Here is a 19,418-nt window from a genome sequence, read left to right as displayed (position 1 = left end):
ATAGCGGTTTTCCCATGATCCACCTCCACATATAGTGAATCACAAACCCTTCCTTATGGGAATCCCCGACTCTGGTTTTCCGCACGAGGCTCTAAGGACTTCTTTGCAATGGTCATCAACCGGGCGACTCGCAACGCGGTCGCCCCCGTCTCAGCTTGGACTGTCCGGCCGACGCCAGCGCTTCATTGTTTTCTTGAGGAGTCTCCGAGCCGCCTTCTTTTCGCCGGTCTTCGTCAGGAAACATTCGAGGACCTCTCGCTCGTGGCGTGCCTGGGGGGCGCAAAGCTCTCAGGGTGCGAGATACGCGAGCAGCATCTCGGCGGACTCGCTCGCCCGGCGCTTGAGCCAGGCGTCATCGATCTCGAGTTGAAAGACCGCCGAGAGCGTGTGGATGTTCGAAACCGGGAAGTAGCAGAGCGACGCAATGTAGATGTAGAACTCGATCGGATCGACACCGCTCCGGAACACGCCTTTCTCCTCGCCTCTGCACAGGACATCGCGCAGACGCTCGACCAGCACTGACTGCACGCCGGCGGCGTCTTGGATTTCGCGGATCGTCTCGCCGCCGCGCAAGTTCTCGGTGTTCAGCATCGAGATGAACCAGGGCTTCTTCCGGAAGTGCGCCATCGTGAAGTGGACGAGGCTGCGTACCGCATCTTCGGGTGACAGTGCGTCGAGTTCCAGCTGCTGTTCGCCCTCGCGGATCTGGACATAAGCCTCTTTCAGCGCCGCCGAATAGATCGCGTCCTTGTCGCCGAAATAGTCGTAGATCAACGGTTTGCTCACCCCGGCGTGACGCGCGATCCGATCGACGCGGGCGCCGGAATGTCCATAGCTCGAGAATTCTTCCAATGCGGCCTGGAGTATCAGCTGCTTGCTCCGCTCCGCATCGCGGCGGCGGCCTCGTGTCACTGGCTCGCTGGTATCGTCGTGCATGGCGTTATCCGGTCGTGGTGCGACAACCTATACTGCTTCGGGTCCGGACGTGCAAAACGCGCCCTCTGCTGCAGCGGGACCGAATATCGACGGGCCCCGGTCTGCTGCTTGCGCGGGTCATGTCATCGCCGCATCCGGAAGGACGAGCGCGATGCGGACATCGTTGACATTGGTATGCGTCGGTCCTGTCTCGATCAGCCCGCCGGTTTCGTGAAAGTGCGTCCAGGCGTCGTTGCGGTGCAACCGCTCCCGCGCCGCGGCGATATCGAAGGGGGGCACAGTCATGCCAGATCGCGCCCGCATTGCGTTCGGATCCGTCCCGTTCATCGCTGTCGCAGGCCAGCACCGATATGTCTCGCGCGCCCGCCGCGCCGATGGCAAAGGCGAGCAGGAATCCCGTGCTGCGCCCGCCGCGGCCCGGGGATCCCCGCACGGTCACCGTCGTCTCGCCGACCGAGATCAGCGCCACCATCGTGTTGTCGGGTCCGAGGCTTTCGGCCATACCGAGCATCCTGCGGGCGGCGGCCTCGCTGTTGCCGTCCGGCACCGGATACCCCGCCTCGATCAATTCGACCCCTTCGGTCGGAAGGACCGATCCATACGAGACGACGACGAGGCCCTCGCAAGGTCCACAGCTCCGTTCCAGCGCCTGCGCCTTGCGCCCGCTGGCCTTGCCCGCACCAACCACCAGGAGCCGTCCGACCGGGCGCGGCTGCAGGTCGCGCGACTGCGTATCGGCCGGGGCCGACGCTGCGAGGGCGGCATCGAACATCTGCCGCAGCAGGGTATCCGCATCGACCTTCGGTGGCGGTGCCGGTCGCGCCACGCCTGTCATGCCCTGCTCAGCAAACCGTCCGGCCGCGCTCGACGACCGTGGCGAGAACCTCGTCGGGATCGCGACGCCACCAATTCAGGGCCGAGAAGATCTCGACCTCGTTCAGACCTTCGAACCCGTTCGCTTCGACCAATCCACGTATGCGGGGTATGTCGATGACGCCGTCCCCCATCATGCCGCGGTCGGTGAGCTGGTCACGTGTCGGCACCAGCCAGTCGCAGAGATGGAAGGCCAGGATGCGCTCCTTGCCGGCACGGGCGAGCTGCTCTTCCAGCTCGGGATCCCACCAAACATGGTAGACATCCACGGCACAGCCGATCCCCGGGCCGAGGCGGTCGCAGATGTCCAGCGCCTGCCGCATCGTATTCACACAGGCGCGATCGGCGGCATACATAGGATGCAGCGGTTCGATCGCGATCTTCACGCCGACCTTGCGGGCATATTCGAGGGTCGCCGCCAGCCCGTCCTCGACAAGCGCCCATGCGGTCGGCAGGTCGCGACTGCCCTCGGGCAGGCCCCCAACAACCATCACCAGGCAATCCGCGCCAAGGGTGGCCGCCTCGTCCACGGCGCGGCGGTTGTCGTCGATCACCGCGTCATCCACCGCGCCGGTCTGGGTGAACCAGCCGCCGCGACAGAGGCCCGAGACGCCCAGTCCGGCATCCCGGATGGCGCGCGCTGCGGCCTCGACACCCATCTCGTGCAGCTTGTCGCGCCAGGGGCAGATACCGCCGATACCGTGGCGCGCGCACCCCTCGATGGCCTCCGCGAGGTTCCATTGCTCGCGCACGGTCGCGGTGTTCAGCGACAGCCGATGCGGCGCGAGCCCGCTCATGCCGCCACCCCGCGCGCCTGGAAGACAGGCCGCGCCCGGGCGGCCGCTCGTTCGGGATCGGTGAACAGGCCGGCATCATTGGCGAGCCGAACGATGTCGGCCAGGTGGCGCGTCGAGCGTGCGCTCTCCTGTCCGCCGACCATGGTGAAATGGTCCTGATGGCCAGTGAGATAGGCCATGAACACCACGCCCGTCTTGTAGAAACGGGTCGGCGTCTGGAAGATATGGCGGGCCAGCGGCACGGTCGGTGCGAACGTTTCATGATAGCCGGTGGTATCGCCCGCGGCGAGTTGCGACATCGCCCGCGCGGCGGCTCCGGCGAGCGGATCGAAGATGCCGAGCAGGGCGTGGGAATAGCCGCTGTCGTCACCCTCGATCAGGTCGGGATAGTTGAAGTCGTCGCCGGTATACATCTTCACGCCCTGCGGCAGCCGCCGCCGCATGGCGATCTCCTTCTCGGCGCTCAGCAGGCTGATCTTGATGCCGTCGACCTTCGTGGCGTTGTCGGCGATGACCTCCAACGCGGTCTCCATCGCCGCCATGTGGTCGGTCGTGCCCCAGTAGCCCTCGAGTGCCGGGTCGAACATCTCGCCCAGCCAGTGCAGGATCGCCGGTTGGGACAGGTTCGACAGGATCCGGGAATAGACCCTGGCATAATCGTCGGGGCCTTTCGCGGCTTTCGCCAGTGCCCGGCTCGCCATCAGGATCACCGGCGACCCGGCGGCCTCGACCGCCTCGCACTGCTCCTCGTAGGCGGCGATGACATCGTCTACCGTGACATCCGGTCCGGGGGCGAGGTGGTCGGTACCCGCACCCGAGGCGATCAGGCCTCCCTTGTCGCGGGCCAGCGCCGTCGAGCGCTGGATCAGTTCGAGCGAGGTGGGCCAGTCGAGCCCCATGCCGCGCTGTGCCGTGTCCATCGCCTCGGCGACCCCGAGGCCCAGCGACCACAGGTGTTCGCGGAAGGCGAGCGTGCGGTCCCAATCGACGTTAACGTCGATCCACGGATCGCCCTCGGCGAGGGGATCGGCGACGACGTGGCACGCGGCATAGGCGGTGCGCGTCCAGTTCCCGGTGGCTTCGGGCACCGGCCCCGCCTTCAGGGTGACGGGGCCGCCGGGAAGGTTCAGTGTCGTCGTCATAGACCAAGATCCTCCAGGTCGACCCAGCGCCGCTCTTTCGAACTCTGATAACCTGCCTGGGCCAGTTGCACGCCCTTGGCCCCCTCGGCGAGGGAATAGGACCAGGGCGCGTCCTCGGCGACATGGCGCAGGAACTGCTCCCACTGCACCTTGAAGCCGTTATCGAAATCGAAGTTGTCGGGAACCTCTTCCCAATCGTCGAAGAAGTCGTGCTCGCGCGGCTGATCGGGGTTCCAGACCGGCTTCGGCGTGTTCACGCGGTGCTGGCTGAGGCACTTGTGCAGGCCCGCCACGGCAGAGCCATGTGTGCCGTCGATCTGGAACGTGACCAGATCATCTCGGCGGACGCGCGTGCACCAGCTCGAGTTGATATGGGCGACGATTTCGCCGTCCGGCCCGTCGAGCAAGAAGGTGGCGTAGGCGGCGTCGTCGGCAGTGGCATCGTAGCTCTTGCCGGCCTCGTCGACCCGCTTGTCGATATGGGTGACTCCGAGACAGCTGACCGACTTCACCGGCGCGACAACATTGTCCAGTACATAGCGCCAGTGGCACAGCATGTCCGAGATCATGCCGCCGCCGTCCTCGGCGCGGTAGTTCCAGCTCGGGCGCTGCGCAGGCATCCAATCACCCTCGAACACCCAGTAGCCGAATTCCCCCTTAACCGAGAGCATCTTGCCGAAGAACCCCGAGTCCCGCAGGCGCTTCAGCTTCAGAAGCCCCGGCAGGTCGAGTTTGTCATGCACGATGCCGTTCTTGACGCCCTTCTCCTTGGCGTGACGGGCAATCGCGACAGCGTCTTCGAGATCCTCCGAAACCGGCTTTTCCGAGTAGACGTGCTTGCCGGCGTCGATCGCCTTTCGAAGCAGTCCCGGCCGCATCTGGGTGCTGGCCGCGTCGAAGAATATCTCGTCATTCGGATCGGCGAGGGCCTCGTCGAGATCCGTCGTCCAGCGCTCGACCCCGTGCGCCCTGGCGAGCGCCTCGACCTTGTCGGGATTGCGCCCGACGATGACCGGGTCGGGCACCAGACGCGTGCCGTCCGTCAGTTCGAGCCCGCCCTGCTCGCGGATGGCAAGAACCGAGCGGATCAGGTGCTGATTCATACCCATCCGCCCGGTGACGCCGTGCATGATGATGCCAATTCGCCGTGTCTTCACCTGTTTTTCCTCCCTTTCCGGTCCGACCTCATTTAAGTTACCAACTAGTAGGTAGTAGCAGAGATCGCGTCAATCCCCGGACCTAAGCAGCACGTCGGATGCGCCGAAGCCTGGCCGGTCGAGAGAACCGATGCGCACGCCTCCGGCCCGGATCGCCAGCGCAGGCCGGCCTCCCCGTAGTTCGAAAATGTCATCATGTGCGGCGAGCATCGCCGCACATTCCGGTTCGCTCGCGCCCTGCATGCCGCCTGCGAAATGATGTCCGTTGCGTTCGACGTCCCGGACACCGCAGACAGCCGCCATCGCCGTATCTTGGGTCCAGCAGAGGCCCGGCTGACAGGTGAGATCCTCCGCCGTCAGGATCGCGCCGGCCGCCCGGGCCCGGGCCATGTTGACCAGCGCGCGCAACACCCCCTTGCAGCTCTTGATCGAGGTTCCTGCCCAGCCGAGGTCCAGTGCGCGCGGAAATACGTCACGGTGGTCGTCGCTCTCATCGATGACCATCGGCACGCCGAAATCCACCGGGGCGTTCAGCGCGGTCTCGCGAGCGAAAGGCTGTTCGAAGAAACGAACCGCCCCGGCGAGATCGGAAAGCGAGTCCGACGAGAGTTGCTCCAGCAGTGCGCGAAATGCGTCGGCAGTGTATTGCTCGTTGGCATCCAGTGTCACCCCGCCCTGCATCCGGCCGGCCAAGACGGACTGCAGGTCGGTCAGCCGCCGCGCGTCCGCGTCGGGATCGCCTTTCAGCTTGATCTTCCAAGCCCGGATTCCGGTCTCTTCGGCAACCTCGGCCACAGTCACGGGCAAGCCGTCCCGGGGAGCGCCCGTACCCCGCTCGACGAGGGGTGCGTCGAAGCCGATCGTGTGGCGCAGCGCGATCCGTGCGGGCGGTCCGATCCCGCTCATCGCCGCGTCGAAGACGTCCTTCGACAGCCCCTGCGGCAAGTCGTGCGACAGGCCAAAAAGATCGGCCTCCGCCGCGCGCCAGAATGGCATGTCGGCGGCGCGGCAGACCGCGTCGATCAGCGCCATTTCGACAAGAGCAGGTCCGAACCCGGCAGCCAATGCCGGCGTACCCTCCGACAGTCGACCAGGCGTTTCTGCCCGGATCCCACTGGACAGCGCGGCGACGGTGCCCTGCATACCGCGCCCCACCGAGGCAGCAGCCTCGCAGGCGCGGCGAAGCTCTTCGATCGTCTCTTCGTTGGACAGGCCCGCGCGCTTGTCGAACCAGCGCGGCACCATGAGCTGCGCCGAAATGCCAGGCACCACCTGGTCGCGCACCTCCACGGTCACCCTGCAGTAGATCTCGGCCGTCTCGCGCACTTCCGTGCTTCCGAACTGGAATGGCAGGCGCATCGTCACAGGGCGCTCCGAGAGCCGGATGTCGCGGAGTCTCAGGCTCGGGGCATTGCTCATCCCAGCCCCCTCTCGCAGGCGCGCAGCGTGGCGGCGGCGACGCCGGCTGTAACCGTCGCGTCGACTATCGTGCGGAACGGCTCGACCCCGACGGGCGCCTCCCATCCCGTTTCGATCAAGGCCGCGACGATGTCGTGGAACGGATCCTCACCCATCCCGGGCCCACCGCGATTGGTGTCGTTGGCATGGATATGACCGATCTTGCCCGACGGGATCCAATTGCGGATGAGATCGGCGACCGGCGGTTCCACCCGCCCGGCCGCGCTGCAATCAATCATCGTACGGAACGCCGGCCGGTCGATTGCATCCACCAGCCGGACACCTTCCTCGACCGTGTTCACGACCGCGGTCTCGGCGGTCGCCAGCGGCTCGATGCAGTAAGTTACTCCGCGGCTTGCGGCCCGGTCGGCGACGGGCGCGAAAAGCCTGGCGAGATCGTCCAGAAGGTCCTCGTCCGAGATGCCCTCGGGCCGAACCCGCTGCTGGGGCGACCCGTGCACCAGCACCGAACCGCCGAGATCCGCGCAGAGATCGACCAGATCACAAAGTACCCCGCGGGTTTCGCTCCGCACCCGGCGGTCGGTAATCGAGAGATCCGGATAGCCGGTCAGAAGCCAGTGCAGCCCGGTCACGCGCACCCCCGCACCTTCGATCATGCGGCGGATCTCGGCGCGTTCGCCGGGTCCGAGCCGATGTGGCGCCTCGCCTAGCGTCGAGGGCGCCAGCTCCAATCCGGCATAGCCCAGCTCCCGGGCCACTTCGCATTGCCGATGCAGGCTCAGCCCGTCGGCATGCAGGAGTTCGTTACACAGAGTCAGTTCAAGCATTTTTCGTCCGCCTGCCGCGTCCAATCAATCGCGAAAGCCCCCTCCGGACGAAAGGCAAGTTCAGCATGACAGAAATCAAGATCAGCGCCGCGAAGCCGGCCGACACCGGACGGGTGAAGAACGGCGTCAGGTCGCCATCGCTCAGCGTGAGCCCGCGCCGCAGGCTCTTGTCCAGAAGGTCGCCCAGGATGATTCCCAGGACTAGCGGCGCCATCGGATACTTCATCTGGCGCAGCACGAACCCCAGCAAGCCGAAACCGACCATGATCACGATGTCGAAGATCCGCTGGCTCAGTGCGTAGGTGCCGATAACGCAGAGCGTGAACACGACCGGCATCAGGTAGGCGTAGGGCACCTTGAGCACCAGGATGAAGACACGCGTCAGCGCCAGTCCATAGATCCCCATCGCGATCGTCGCCAGCACCAGCATTGCCGCGACCGAGCTGATGAATTCCGGCTGTTCGATCATGATCAGCGGACCGGGACGGATGCCGTGGATGAAGAAGGCCGCGATCAACACGGCGGCTGAGGCCGACCCGGGCACGGCCAGCGTGATCGCCGGGATCAGCGAGCCCGGAACCACCGCGGAGTTACCCGTTTCGGCGGCGGCTAGCCCCTCGTAGCTGCCGGAGCCGTATTTGTCGGGCTCCTTGCTGGTGCGGCGCGCGGCGGCATAGGAGGCCCAGGCACCGATATCCTCGCCGACGCCGGGAATGATGCCGACGAGCGTGCCGATGATCCCCGACCGGATCGAAATCCACTTGAACCGCCAAAGGTCAAGAAGGCGCGGGATCGTCCGGTCGCTCTTGTCCTTCGTCGAGGCGAGTACGCCTCTGCGGTTCCACATCGCCGTCAGAACCTCGGCGAAACCGAACGCCCCGACCATCGCGGGGATCAGCGCAATGCCCGCGTTCAGGTCGTCGATGCCGAAGGAGAACCGGACATGGGCGTGAAGCCCTTCGGACCCGACCATCGCAGCCATCAGGCCGAGAATGCCGGCGATGTAGCCCTTGAGCGGCGTCGTGTCCGCAGTCAGCTGGCCCGAGATGACGATGCCGAAGACCGCGAGCCAGAAGAACTCGAAACTGCCGAAATTCATCGCCGCCTCGGCCAGCGGCGGGGCGATCATGACCAGCATCAGGATCGCGACCAGCGTTCCGATCACCGAGCCGGCGGTCGCGAGACCCATCGCGTAGCCGCCCTTTCCGGCGCGGGCGAGCGGATAGCCGTCGAGCGAGGTCGCCGCGGAGGCCGGAGTGCCGGGGATATTCAGCAGGATCGCACTGCGCGAACCGCCATAGATCGCTCCCACATACATGCATAGAAGCACGAGGATCGCGAGCTCGCTGTCGAGCGAGTAGGTCAGCGTCGTCATCAGCGCGACGCCCATCGTCGCGGTCAGACCCGGCAGGCTCCCGACGATGATCCCGACAAGCATCGACCACGCCACGTGGAACAATGTCATCGGCGTCAGCAGCGCCCACAGTGAGGCTCCGAGATCAACCAGTCCGCTCATGGCAACCTGACCAGAAATGCTTGTTCGAAGAGAATGGAAACACCGAAAGCGACGGCGAACCCCAGGACGAGCGCACCTCCGATGGCCAGCGCACGCGCCTTCTGTTCGGCCCGCTCCGGCCATGTGAAGATCAATGCGAATACGCTGACGAAAACGGCGGTGGCCCAGAAGAACGGCAACCAGCCGACAAGGACCAGGGCGTAGACCACGCAACTCACTCCGGTGAGCGCGAGGCGCAGCCAGGAGCCGTCCGCCATGAATTCGCGCGTGCCCCGCTCGGGATCCTTCGTGGTCGAATACCAGAGCAGCACCGCACAGATTGCAAGCAGTACGCCAAGGATAATAGGGACCAGGCCCGGGATCGATGCGGGATGGATGTTGCGCACCTCGAGCCGGTCCATCGTCCAGCCGCCGATCGCCATCGCCAGTCCAACGACGAACAGAACAACCGCGGTCACGCGATCCGCTGTCGCCATACGCATGTCTTGCTCCTGTGGAGGGCATGGCCGGAGAGCGGCAGGACCGCTCCCCGGCGGATCACTTACTCGGCGGCGCCCGTCTCGCAGTCGATTCCGATCTCGGAGGGATCGACGACGGCCTCACCGCGCTCGACCCGGGCGCAGGCCTCGGCAATCACCACGGGCATCGCCTTCGCCAAAGCGTCCTCGCCGTAGCTCGGATCGAAGATCGCGCCGCGATCGTTGGCATATTCCTGCAGTTCCGGGGCGTTCATCACGTGGTCTTTCCAAACCTGGTCCACGGTTTCATAGACCTCTTCCGGAGCGCCTTTCGGGATGAAGACCCCGAAATAGTCTTTTGCGACGTGGAAGTCCGGCATGAAGTCGGTAATCGGCGGTACCGGGTCAATTCCCTCGACCTCGAGCGGAGTGTCCGAGAACACCGTGAGCGAGCGCAGACGCCCGGCGCGGATCATCTCGGTCTGCTCCACGGCAAGCTGCGTCGTGGCGTCCACCTCGCCGCTCGCCGCGGCGATGACAGCCGGGTTGCCGCCGTCATAGGTGATCATCCGCGCGCCGGCCAATTCGCCGTCCGCCTCCTGCCTCAGCGCCGCCAAGGCCATGCCTCCCGACGAGTTCACGCCGGCGGTGCCGACCGTTACTTCGCCGTTCTTCATCGCGTCCAGAAGGCTCGGAAAATCCTGATACTCTGTGTTCACGTTCACGCTGACCAGCGGAACGTTCGCAACGTGAAGATAGATCCGGTAATCCTCGATCGAGGTGTCGTCGATCAGGCCGGTCACGGTGTAGGTCGCATTGTTGGCAATCGCGTTCGCTGTCCAGGTATAGCCGTCGCGCGGTGCATCGAGCGCAGCCTTCGTGCCGGTCGAGCCGGACGCGCCAGGCTGGTTCACCACCACGATCTCGGTGCCGAGCGCTTCTTCCAGGATCGGCGCGATAACGCGCGTGACCTGGTCGGTCGACCCGCCCGCGGACCAGGGCACGATGATGTTGATCGGGCGGTCCGGCTGCCAGCTGTATTCGCTGTCCTGTGCCGCAACGGGACCGGCGAGAACCGCCATCATGGCCGCAATCGCAATGCTTTGGGGTGCCGTCATCTGGTATCTCCTCCCTAAGTTACCTACCAGTAGGTTACTTATGCGCCAGGGAACTGTCAAACACCTAAAAATTCGCCAAAACAGTTAGTTACGAGGGAATTGCGGGCGACGCAGGAACAGAGTTACGCGTACTGGTTCGAGGCGTCAGCTCACCACTGGCCGCTGTTACGTTAGTTCGCCCTGAGGTGCAGGTTGTATGTAGCCGACGTCAGACAGCCACGATCTCGCGCCAATCCGCCGTTGCCGTGGAGCGGAACACCTTCAACGTTCTGCGGGAGATCAAATGGCGCTGGAGGTTGAAGTGATTGGAAATTGCGGAGTGGGAGGCGAGGAAGCGCTGTGCGGCGCCGGGTGACTTGAAGCGGATCTGTTTCCGCTCTCGGCGTCGGGTTGGCTGATGTGAAACCTCCGCTCGGTTGTTCGAGCGTCCGCCCGTCACGTGCCGGTCTTGCTTCGTCGTCGACGGCGCGCCACAGGTAGACGGTCTTGCCGCCGATTCTAAGAAAGACTTCATCCAGGTGCCATCGATCCGAAGGTCTTGGTCGGCGCTGACGGACCCGCTCGGCGTGGATGCCGCCGAACTTGTGCACCCATCGCCGGACGGTTTCGTCGGACACGTCGATGCCGCGGTCGGCGAGCATGTCCTCAACGTCGCGGTAGCTCAGCGCAGACCGGAAATAGAGCCAGGCGGCGTGCTGGATGATCGCTGGTGGAAACCGGTGGCGAGCGTATGTGAGGGGGCGCATAACGATGTTTACCGTCAGGCCACCGCGTTCACCACCCGGTTAACGTGACAGTACCTCTTGTCGAGGTGGCATCGCCACCGCCTCAAACGCGTCCCGCCCGCGGCTCTCCGTGAACCGCGGGCACGTGCGGGTCGTGCGGTGCGGCTGTTTAGGTCTTCAGGGGCGCTCACCGGGCGTCGCAAACCGAAATGCGCCGGCCCCGTTCTCGGTCTCCCAGACCCCGAGGTCGACGGCGCGCCCGTCCTTGAAGGCGACGTAGCTCTGGCCGGCGTAGTAGCGCAGCGCCTGCAGATCCGCCCCCACCTCCTCGGCGTTCTCGAAGGACAGGAACATCCAGAGACGGCCTTCGCCGTCACGCTCCACCCAAAGCCGTGTCCTGCCTTGGCCGGCAATCGCCGGCTCGGGCCCCAGATGCGCCGGTCGCTCGGCCGCCACGTCGTCGGCAGGCCCGGCAATGACCGTAGCCGGGCCGTCGTCGCCCGGGCCCGCTCCGGCGGGCTCCCAGGAAAGCCGCGGCAGGCCGGTCGCCGGGCCGAGGAGCGCGGCGATGGCATCGGCCCGTGCGCCGAGCGGCGCGGCGGCGATCGCCCGGATCGCGCCCGTGCCCCCACCGAGCGGAGGATCGGCGCAAGTTCGCCGTCGAGCGGGCGGCGCGCCAGGTCGAAGTCCGGGTCGAGGCGGACGGTGCGCGGCCGCGCGGCCAACAGAATGTCGACGCTCTCCCGCTCTTCGGACAGTTCTACGATCCGGTGTTCGGGCCCGCTCGGCAGCGCGAATACCAGCGGCACGCGCAACCGGTATGCCGGGCTCTCCTGCCGCAGGGACAGGGAGGCCACCGTGCCATCCGCCGTCTCCCGCAACGCGGCCTCGACGATCTCAACCCTTGGCAAACCCGCACGCGAGATCCATTGATCGAAGAACCACCCGAGTTCGCGCCCCGCGCCTTCCTCGAACGCGGCCCGCAGATCGGCCCATCCCGCGATCCGGTTGCGGTTGCGATCGTAAAAGCCCCGTATGCCCGCGCCAAACGGCCCCGGCCCCACCTCGTCCCGCAGCATGTGGAAGACGAGCGCGGCCTTGCCGTATCCTTCGCTTTGGTCTCCCGCGTGGGATGACGCGCGAAAGGCAGCCAGCGGCCGCATCTGCGCGTCCGAAAGCCGCGCCAGGTCGCGTATCCAGCCGATCCGCATGTCGCGGGCCGCCTCGTCTCCGCGGTCTTCCGCCAGGGCGTAATCGGCCTGGAAGGTCGTCAGCCCTTCCGCCCAGTTCCCGGTGTCGAAATCGACACCCACGGCGTTGCCCCACCAGCTGTGCAGAACCTCGTGGGCAAGCGAGCGTCCGGTCATGTAGGGATGGGCAAGGATGTCCCCGCTGACATAGGTCAGCCCGGCGAAGCCAAGTCCCACCGGGATCGGCGCCGACACCACCGAGAACCCGCCATACGGGTAGTCGCCCACCTCGGACTCGTAGCGGTCGAGATAGCGGGCAAGGGCCTCGAAGTACCGACCGGACAGATCGGCGTCGGCTTGCTCGAAGTAGGTTCGCAACTCCAGGTCGCCGTGCACGGTCTCGTCCGGGACGTAAGGCCCCAGGAACAGACCGACGTCGCGCGCGCGGCCAGTGAAGACGTGCCTGGTCTCGCGGCGGCCGTCCGTCACGGCATCGGACAAGAGCGTACCGGTTGCCGCGACCCGTTGAGAGGCGGAAACGGTTACGGTGATGTCGTGGTCACGTATCTCGACGTCATCGACGGGGAACCAGGCCGCGCCGACCAGGTAGGTCGCCTCCGTGCTCCAGGCGACGGCGGCCGGGGGCTGCTGCGGGGCGGGCAGTTGACCGGAGACGGAACCGCGGAGATCCATGTTCCGGTGCGCCTCCGCACCAAGCGTGCCGTCCTTGACGGCATCGGCCAGGTCCTCGCCCCCTGTCACAAGCTCCACGTCGTCGATGACAAGCCACTCGGCGCCGGGAAGAACCACGTCGCCTTGCGGCGCCTCGAGCACCGCCTCGGCGACAAACGCCCCCGTCGCGGCGTCGATTTCAACGTTGGCGGACAGGTCGGGCGCGTTGCGCTGGGCATAAACCGGCGCCGAGATCACCGGCAATGCGACGGCCAGGAAAACGCGGACAACAGCGCGAAAGACCGCCGTGCCGTCGTCGCCTCTTATCGGTCGCATCGCAGCATCCCTCCGCCAGCCCCGGACCCGGCGATGCCGGTTTCTTAGTCGGGAAGATATCTTGCCCGGCCGACAAGGAAAGCCCGCAGCCGGACGGCCCGGGTCCGTCTCTCCGGGCGCCGGCCCGCCAACCGGCGCTTTCCCTGCTACCCGCCGTCCCCCCGGGTGCCGGGGCCGAGTATGCCTTGTTCGATCAGCGCGTCGATCTCTGCGTCGCTCAGTCCGGCGTCGAGAAGCGACGCCCGTCCGTCGGCGCCAAGCTCCGGCACCGGGTGATGCACATGAAGCGGCGTTTCGGAGAACTTCATCGGAAACCCGGTCATCGCGATCTCGCCGCGGCCCTCGTGCGGAATCCGCAGCACCATCTCCTGGGCCGCGACCTGTGGATCGGCCAGCGCCTCGGTCATCGACTGAACCCGCCCGCACGGCACCCCCGCACGGTTCAGCCGCGCGATCCAGTCGTCCTGCGTGCCGCCGGCGAGGGCTTCGTTGATCATGGCGTTCAGGTCGGCGCGGTTCGCCAGGCGCGCCTCGTTATTCTCGAACCGCGGATCGGACAGCAGGTGTTCGAGGCCGATTTCCCGCAGGAATCGCCGCACGATGACCTCGGTCGACGGCGCGACCGCGATATCCCCGTCGGCCGCGCGGAACAGCCCGTAGGGAGACGCGATCGGGTGGTCGTTCCCCGTCGGCACCGGGTCGCGGCCCGTCGCCAGAGCGTTGGACGACAGGTAGGCCATCATCGAAAGCATCGACATCATCATCGACGCCTCGACCCGCTGGACAGGCCCGCCGTTCTCTCGGCTTCGCAGGGCCGACACGGCAGCGAGCGCGGCATAGAGCCCGGCAACGAGGTCGGTGATGGGCGGGGCCGTGCGCAGCGGGCCGGTTTCGGGCGTTCCGTTCGTGGCCATGTAGCCGGACATGGCCTGCGCGATGAAATCGAACGCGGGCCGGTCGGCATAGGGGCCGGTGCTGCCATAGCCGTTCACGCTCACCACGATCAGGCCGGGGTTGATCTCGCGAAGCCGCGCCGCCGTCAGCCCCATGCCTTCGAGAACCCCGGGGCGAAAGTTCTCCGTCAGGATGTCGGCGTCGGAGAGAAGCCTTTCGAGCACGGCGATACCCTTGGGATCCCGCAGGTTCAGTTCGATGGATTTCTTGTTTCGGTTGAATGCCGCGAAATACCACGAGAGGCCGCCGACGTCGTGGCCCTGCTGTCGCACGGGATCGCCGCCCGGGGCCTCGATCTTGACGACATCGGCCCCGAGATCGCCCAGCAGCATGGAACAGAACGGGCCGGACAGGATGCGCGTCAGGTCGACGACACGGACGCCGGAAAGGGGAAGCGCCGTCATCCTGCCGCCGTCGTCGTGAGTTCGGGGTCATGCCGCTTCAGCCTGGGACCGGACTTGATGACCTGCCCGGGCAGCTCGCGGCCGATCACCGATTGCGCCAGCAGCGCCGCGTCGATCAGGCGGTCGAGGTCGACGCCGGTGGCGTAACCGCTTTCCTGCAGCAGGTAGACGAGGTCCTCGGTGCAGATATTGCCGGTGGCGCCGGCCGCGAAGGGGCAGCCGCCCAGCCCGCCGACGGCGGCGTCGTAGTGGGTCACACCCTCGGCCAGCCCGGTCATGACGCAGGCGAGCCCCACGCCGCGCGTGTTGTGGAAATGCAGGTGGATGTCGAGCCCGGGCGCGGCGTCGCGGATGGCTCGGACCGCGGCGCGCACCGTCAGCGGCGTCGCCATGCCCGTGGTGTCGCCGAGCGAGACGCTTTCGGCGCCGAGCTCCTGGTAGCGGCGGGCGATGCGGGCGACCTGCTCGGCCGGGACGACACCCTCGAACGGGCAGCCGAAGGCAGTGGCGATGCCGCCCTCGACGGCGATACCGGCGGTCTTCAGGCGGTCGAACACGGCCTCGAATTCCGTCAGCGACTGGTCGATGGGGCGGTTTACGTTCTTGAGGTTATGCGTCTCGGAAGCGGAGACCACGGTATGCACCGCGTCGAGCGCGCAATTCGCAGCCCGCTCCGCCCCGCGCAGGTTGGGAACGAGGGCCGTGACCCACGCCCCGTCCGGCCGGTCGATCCCGGCCAGTACGTCCTCGGCGTCGGCAAGTTGCGGCACGGCGCGCGGGCTGACGAAGGAGGTCACCTGCATGTGCCGCAGCCCGCTGGCGAAGAGGGCGTTCGCGATCTCGATCTTCTTTTCCGTCGGGATGAAGGTCTTCTCGTTCTGGAAGCCGTCGCGGGGGCCGACTTCGCAGACTGTGATCGGGCGGCCTTCGGGCACGGGCGCGGTGCTGGACATGGGGCTTTGGTCCTTTCGACAAGATCCGGGTCGGCCGCGATCGGCGGTCCGCCCGGTGCATTGGGCCTCTGAATGGCAAAAACGGGCGGGAGTCCACAAGGGCCGGGTTTGCTCTTCGCGCTGGTGGCGGGTCGTGGTCCGCGCCCCGTCACGGCGCAACGATGCGTCTCGACCGGGGGCACCGGGGCTAAGGATTTGCGTTCCATACGGATTGCCCGGAGGCCGGCCCGGCGCCCGGGCCGCTGCGACCGGCGAGCCGTGGTCCGCGCCCTGGCCCGTCCATTTCCCATTACTGACAGCCTGCTTGCAAACCGGCCCGACATGTTTTTTCCTCTCAGCGCACTTCAGGGAGGAGTACGCATGAAAATCTTAACACCCACCTCGGCCGCTTTCGGCATCGTCATGGCCGTCGGCATGACGGTCAGCGCCCCGGCGTCGGCCGCCGAATGCATCGCGCCGTCGAACCCCGGCGGCGGCTGGGATTTCACCTGCCGCACCATCGGCCGCATCCTGTCCGAGCTCGACCTCGTCGAGGGCAACGTGCAGGTCACCAACATGCCCGGCGGCGTCGGCGCGGTGACCTACGCGATGGTCGTCAACGAGCGGCCCGACGACCCCGAGCTGATCGTGGCCACCTCGACGGTGGGCATCACCCAGATCGCCCAGGGCCGCTACCCCGCCCCGGTCGACGCGGTGCGTTACCTCGCCATGCTCGGCGCGGACGTGGGCGTGATCGCCGTGGACGACGACAGCCCCATTGAATCGCTGGACCAGCTGACCGAGATCATGGCCAACGAGCCCGGCTCCATCGTGACGGCCGGCTCCTCGGGGGCCGGTGGCTGGGACCACATCCGCCTGCTGATGGTGGCCCGCGAGGGCGGCCTCGACGATCTGAACGCGATGCGCTGGGTGCAGTTCGACGGCGGCACCGACGCCGTGACGCAGATGATGGGCGGCCAGATCGACGTCGTCTCGACCGACATGGGCGAGATCGCGGGCTTCGTGGAATCCGGCGACATCCGCATTCTCGCGGCGCTGTCGGACGAGCCGATCCCGGCCTTCCCCGATATCCCGACCGCCAAGTCGCAGGGCATCGACGTGACCGGCTACAACTGGCGCGGGCTCTATACCGGCGGCGAGGTCTCGGACGAGGAATACGACGAGTGGGTCTCCGACCTCGAGACGCTCTACAACTCCGAGGAATGGCAGACGGCCGCGGTCGAATCCGGCCTGATCCCGATCTGGCGGGGCGGCGAGGAGTTCTCGGACTTCGTGGTGTCCGAGGCCGCGGTGATGGAAGAGATCTCGCGCGATATCGGCGTGATTGAATGAGTGTAAGGCTGGCGGGCGTCGCGATCTTCATGATCGCGGCGCTCTTCACCTGGTACGGCCGCGGTTACACCGCGAGTTTCGGGGACGTACTCGGGCCGGGTGTCTTCCCGGTGATCGTCGGTATTCCCGCCATGATCCTGTCCGCCTCGCTGGTCGTCTTCCCGAGCGGACAGGTGGAATGGCCCGAGCGGCCCTACCTTGTACGGCAGCTTGCCGCGCTCGCGATCCTCGCCGGCTACGCCTGGCTGCTGGGCCCGCTGGGCTTTCCGCTCGCGACGTTCGGTCTGATCGTGGGCATCGGCATCGTCCTGGGCGGCGCCCCGCTCAAGGCGGTGATCCTCGGAGCTTTGTTCGCCCCCGCGCTGTGGGCGCTTTTCGACCAGGTGCTCGGCCTTCCGCTGGCCGTCCTGGGCGACTGGTTCGGCTGACGCACGGGACGGGGTTTATCCATGGAATCGTTTCTGTTCCTCGCCGACGGGTTCGCGGTTGCGCTCACGCCGCTGAACATCGCGCTGCTCCTGCTCGGCTGCTTCACGGGCACCCTGATCGGTGCCCTGCCCGGCCTCGGCCCGGTCAACGGCGTCGCGATCCTCATCCCGCTGACCTTCGCGTTCGGCTTCGACGCGACCTCGTCGCTGATCCTGCTGTCGGCGGTCTATTTCGGCTGCATGTACGGCGGACGCATCAGTTCGATCCTGCTGAACATCCCGGGCGACGAACCGGCCGTGATGACCACGCTCGACGGCTACCCCATGGCCAAGCAGGGCAAGGCGGCGGACGCGCTGGCCATATCCGGCGTGGCGAGTTTCTTCGGCGCGACCGTGGCGGTGGTCGGCCTGACGCTCTTCGCGCCGCTTCTGGCCGGACTGGCGATCTATTTCGGACCCGCGGACTACTTCGCGCTTTACATTCTTGCCTTCGTCACCATCGGCGGGATCGCCGGCGTCGATCCGCGCAAGACGCTGCTGTCGGCCCTGATCGGGCTGATGATCGCGACGGCCGGGCTCGACCCGATCTCGGGGATCCCGCGCTTCACCTTCGACAACTACCATCTTTACGACGGGGTGGATGCCATCGTGGCCCTGGTCGGCCTGTTCGCGATCTCCGAGATCCTCATGCTGCTTGAGAAGGCGGCGAAGGACCGCGCCGCGCCGATCGGGCTCGACAGCTGGCTGCCGAGCGTGCGGGCGATCTGGTCGACGCGCTGGGCCGTCGTGCGCGGCTCGATCGTGGGGTTCATCGCGGGCGTGCTGCCCGGTGCCGGGGCCTCGCTCGGCTCGGTCATGTCCTACTCCATGGAGAAACAGGCCAGCGACAAGAACGGCACCTTCGGCAAGGGCGACCCGCGGGGCGTCGCGGCGCCCGAAGCCGGCAACAACGCGGCCTCGGGCGGGGCGCTGATCCCGATGCTGTCGCTGGGCGTGCCAGGGTCGGGCACCACCGCCGTGATGCTCGCCATGCTGATCTCGCTGAACGTTCAGCCCGGCCCGCTCCTGTTCGAACGCCAGCCCGACCTGGTCTGGGGCCTGGTGGCTTCGCTCTACCTCGGCAACGTGGCGCTGCTGATCCTCAACCTCCCGATGATCGGCCTGTTCAGCCGGCTGATGATGGTCCCCACATGGGCGCTGATGCCAATCGTGGCGGCGGTCAGCTTCGTCGGTGTCTTCTCGATCTCGAACTCGATCTTCGACCTGGAACTGATGATCATGTTCGGTGTGCTCGGATACCTGCTCCGCAAGCTCGATATCAGCCTGGTCCCGCTCGTCCTTGGCCTGCTGCTCGGCGGCGACATGGAGCGCAACCTGCGCCGCGCCTTGTCCATCTCGGACGGCGAATGGGGCGTTCTGCTCGAAAGCCCCATCTCCCTCACGCTCTACGCGCTGACGGCGGTCTTCCTGGGCCTGTCGGTATGGCTCGCCCGCCGGGACCGCAAACGCAGGCAGGCCCGCCTCACCGAGGGCTGACGGCGATTTGTGGAAGCTGTCAGATCGATGAGAGTGCCGAACCGGTGCCACCAGTACCGGACCGCGTCGTGGCTGACGTCGACCCCGCGTTCGTGCAGCAGGTCTACCACGTTCCGCAGCGAAAGCGGGAAGCGGACATACATCATCGCCGCGAGACGGACGATCTCGCGCGACGTCTTGAAGTACCTGAATGGACAAGGTCAGGTCATGGCCGGACGCTACCCGACGCCCCTGCCCCGCCTCAAGTCGAGTTCCTTCGACACCGCCCCAAATGTTGCTCCGGATGGTCTCCCATGAACGCCTCCAATCTCGACATGGAGGCGTCATCCCAGATCAGCGGCACGGGAAGTAGGCGGGGTGCTCGCATCGCTTACGCTACACCACTTCCCGGGACATCATCTCGTATTGAGGATCGGCCGAAGTGGTCCTCGCAGTGACTTGCCCCCCAAGGCTCCTCCCTATTCATAGCCACACTCTGCGGGTCTGCCCGGTCACGACGCCGCGCAGGGAGCCGAGATGACGGTCCCCCTCGAGCGGTCAGCGACCACACTCTAGAGCTTCGTGCGTTTAATCGTGGGCATATCCTGCGGCCTTGAAGTAGTTCCAGCATTCGTCGGGTTCGAAGAGATCGCAGATGTCGCCGAC

The 19,418-nt window shown here is 66.2% G+C and carries 16 protein-coding genes and 2 pseudogenes; 3 read left to right on the top strand and 15 right to left on the bottom strand.

Translation table 11 applies throughout. From position 1 onward, the window contains the following. Positions 1–288: 288 nt before the first annotated feature. From P1J78_RS21020 to P1J78_RS20950, 14 genes and pseudogenes are all read right to left on the bottom strand, one after another. Positions 289–936, bottom strand: coding sequence for a TetR/AcrR family transcriptional regulator (locus tag P1J78_RS21020; RefSeq protein ID WP_275569353.1), 648 nt, complete (start codon positions 934–936; stop codon positions 289–291). 4 nt (positions 937–940) lie between these two features. Beyond that, positions 941–1,771 carry a DUF4147 domain-containing protein gene (locus P1J78_RS25600; RefSeq protein ID WP_445260958.1) on the bottom strand — a complete coding sequence of 277 codons (831 nt, stop codon included), beginning with the start codon at positions 1,769–1,771 and terminating at the stop codon, positions 941–943. Between the two features lie 7 nt (positions 1,772–1,778). Next, positions 1,779–2,606: a sugar phosphate isomerase/epimerase family protein gene (locus P1J78_RS21005; protein ID WP_275569352.1), complete on the bottom strand. Its 828-nt coding sequence runs from the start codon at positions 2,604–2,606 to the stop codon at positions 1,779–1,781. Next, positions 2,603–3,748, bottom strand: coding sequence for a dihydrodipicolinate synthase family protein (locus P1J78_RS21000; protein ID WP_275569351.1), 1,146 nt, complete (start codon positions 3,746–3,748; stop codon positions 2,603–2,605). Before P1J78_RS21000 ends, P1J78_RS21005 begins: the two co-directional genes overlap by 4 nt. Continuing rightward, positions 3,745–4,878, bottom strand: a complete 1,134-nt coding sequence (locus P1J78_RS20995) for a Gfo/Idh/MocA family protein (RefSeq protein ID WP_275569350.1) — start codon at positions 4,876–4,878, stop codon at positions 3,745–3,747. Before P1J78_RS20995 ends, P1J78_RS21000 begins: the two co-directional genes overlap by 4 nt. Positions 4,879–4,974: 96 nt before the next feature. Continuing rightward, complete coding sequence (locus P1J78_RS20990; RefSeq protein ID WP_275569349.1) at positions 4,975–6,324, bottom strand: enolase-like domain-containing protein; 1,350 nt, start codon at positions 6,322–6,324, stop codon at positions 4,975–4,977. Further along, positions 6,321–7,151 carry a sugar phosphate isomerase/epimerase family protein gene (locus P1J78_RS20985; RefSeq protein WP_275569348.1) on the bottom strand — a complete coding sequence of 277 codons (831 nt, stop codon included), beginning with the start codon at positions 7,149–7,151 and terminating at the stop codon, positions 6,321–6,323. Before P1J78_RS20985 ends, P1J78_RS20990 begins: the two co-directional genes overlap by 4 nt. Continuing rightward, entirely contained in the window at positions 7,144–8,616 is a 1,473-nt protein-coding gene (locus P1J78_RS20980; protein ID WP_275569354.1) for a tripartite tricarboxylate transporter permease, read from the bottom strand. The genes P1J78_RS20985 and P1J78_RS20980 overlap by 8 nt, the downstream gene beginning before the upstream one ends. Positions 8,617–8,663: 47 nt before the next feature. Then, positions 8,664–9,149, bottom strand: coding sequence for a tripartite tricarboxylate transporter TctB family protein (locus P1J78_RS20975; protein WP_275569347.1), 486 nt, complete (start codon positions 9,147–9,149; stop codon positions 8,664–8,666). 59 nt (positions 9,150–9,208) lie between these two features. Then, complete coding sequence (locus P1J78_RS20970) at positions 9,209–10,243, bottom strand: Bug family tripartite tricarboxylate transporter substrate binding protein (RefSeq protein WP_275569346.1); 1,035 nt, start codon at positions 10,241–10,243, stop codon at positions 9,209–9,211. 208 nt (positions 10,244–10,451) lie between these two features. Continuing rightward, positions 10,452–10,989: pseudogene (locus tag P1J78_RS20965) on the bottom strand (IS6 family transposase). A gap of 14 nt (positions 10,990–11,003) precedes the next feature. Next, on the bottom strand, positions 11,004–13,166 hold the full coding sequence (locus P1J78_RS20960; RefSeq protein WP_275569345.1) for a M1 family metallopeptidase: 2,163 nt from the start codon (positions 13,164–13,166) through the stop codon (positions 11,004–11,006). 146 nt (positions 13,167–13,312) lie between these two features. Beyond that, a complete protein-coding gene (locus P1J78_RS20955) occupies positions 13,313–14,524 on the bottom strand; it encodes a CaiB/BaiF CoA transferase family protein (protein WP_275569344.1) in 1,212 nt (403 codons plus the stop codon). Continuing rightward, positions 14,521–15,477, bottom strand: a complete 957-nt coding sequence (locus P1J78_RS20950; RefSeq protein ID WP_275569343.1) for a hydroxymethylglutaryl-CoA lyase — start codon at positions 15,475–15,477, stop codon at positions 14,521–14,523. The genes P1J78_RS20955 and P1J78_RS20950 overlap by 4 nt, the downstream gene beginning before the upstream one ends. A gap of 360 nt (positions 15,478–15,837) precedes the next feature. On the opposite strand from P1J78_RS20950, the gene P1J78_RS20945 reads away from it, so the two are divergent. From P1J78_RS20945 to P1J78_RS20935, 3 genes are read left to right on the top strand one after another with little or no spacing between them, the layout of a single operon-like run. Beyond that, entirely contained in the window at positions 15,838–16,809 is a 972-nt protein-coding gene (locus tag P1J78_RS20945) for a Bug family tripartite tricarboxylate transporter substrate binding protein (protein ID WP_275569342.1), read from the top strand. Next, positions 16,806–17,237, top strand: coding sequence for a tripartite tricarboxylate transporter TctB family protein (locus P1J78_RS20940; protein WP_275569341.1), 432 nt, complete (start codon positions 16,806–16,808; stop codon positions 17,235–17,237). Before P1J78_RS20945 ends, P1J78_RS20940 begins: the two co-directional genes overlap by 4 nt. A gap of 21 nt (positions 17,238–17,258) precedes the next feature. Continuing rightward, positions 17,259–18,773, top strand: coding sequence for a tripartite tricarboxylate transporter permease (locus P1J78_RS20935; RefSeq protein WP_275569340.1), 1,515 nt, complete (start codon positions 17,259–17,261; stop codon positions 18,771–18,773). Here the strand turns inward: P1J78_RS20935 and P1J78_RS20930 are convergent. After that, positions 18,752–18,937: pseudogene (locus P1J78_RS20930) on the bottom strand (IS6 family transposase); the annotation flags it as partial. The gene P1J78_RS20935 and the pseudogene P1J78_RS20930 sit on opposite strands and share 22 nt — an antisense overlap. Positions 18,938–19,418: the final 481 nt, after the last annotated feature.

The organism is Psychromarinibacter sediminicola (genome assembly GCF_029168335.1).
In the GTDB taxonomy this organism is placed as follows: Bacteria; Pseudomonadota; Alphaproteobacteria; order Rhodobacterales; family Rhodobacteraceae; genus Psychromarinibacter; species Psychromarinibacter sediminicola.
Note: the sequence above shows the minus strand (reverse complement) of the source record. Positions and strands in the feature narration are given on the sequence as shown.